The 652-nt window shown below is 64.3% G+C and carries 1 rRNA gene and 1 pseudogene; both read right to left on the bottom strand.

Going from position 1 to position 652, the window contains the following annotated elements:
- Nucleotides 1-249 (bottom strand): annotated as a pseudogene (locus IO33_RS51950) (tetratricopeptide repeat protein); the annotation flags it as partial.
- Nucleotides 250-341: 92 nt separating this feature from the next.
- A 5S ribosomal RNA gene (rrf, locus tag IO33_RS0142020) occupies nt 342-471 on the bottom strand.
- Between the last annotated feature and the right edge of the window lie 181 nt (nt 472-652).

Here is a 652-nt window from a genome sequence, read left to right as displayed (position 1 = left end):
ACGGCGGAAGCCTCCGCGGTCGCCTCCGCGGTCGCCGCCGCGGTCGCCGTAGCCACCACCGCGGTTGTCGTCGCGGTCGCGCCGGCCGTAGCCGCCACGATCGCTGCCACCACGGTCGCTGCCAGCACGGTCGTTGTCGCGGCGGTAGCCACCGCGGTCGCCCCGGTAGCCGCCGCGATCACCGCGGTCACCACTGTCCCGTCGCCGCTGGTCGCGCTCCGGTCGGTCGTCGGGAGAGTTGGTGGACATGATGGCTCCTGTCTTCGGTACCGCAAGCATTGTAAAAACAAAAGGACCCCTGGTCCCAGCTGAACGCTGGGACCAGGGGTCCTCCAAAGATTGTTCGGCGGCGTCCTACTCTCCCACAGGGTCCCCCCACAGGGTCCCCCCTGCAGTACCATCGGCGCTGTGAGGCTTAGCTTCCGGGTTCGGAATGTAACCGGGCGTTTCCCTCACGCTATGACCACCGAAACCCTAATGGTTTCGAGCGAACAAGCACACTTTGTAGTTATGCGTTCTGCTCTGAGCCGGCAACGGTCGTTGCCTCAGAACTAACACAGTGGACGCGAGCAACTGAGGACAAGCCCTCGGCCTATTAGTACCGGTCACCTCCACCAGTTACCTGGCTTCCAGATCCGGCCTATCAACCCAG

It is taken from the genome of Streptomyces durhamensis, from assembly GCF_000725475.1.
In the GTDB taxonomy this organism is placed as follows: Bacteria; Actinomycetota; Actinomycetes; order Streptomycetales; family Streptomycetaceae; genus Streptomyces; species Streptomyces filipinensis.
The sequence above is the reverse complement of the archived record's forward strand: the minus strand, read 5'-3'. Positions and strand labels throughout refer to the sequence as shown.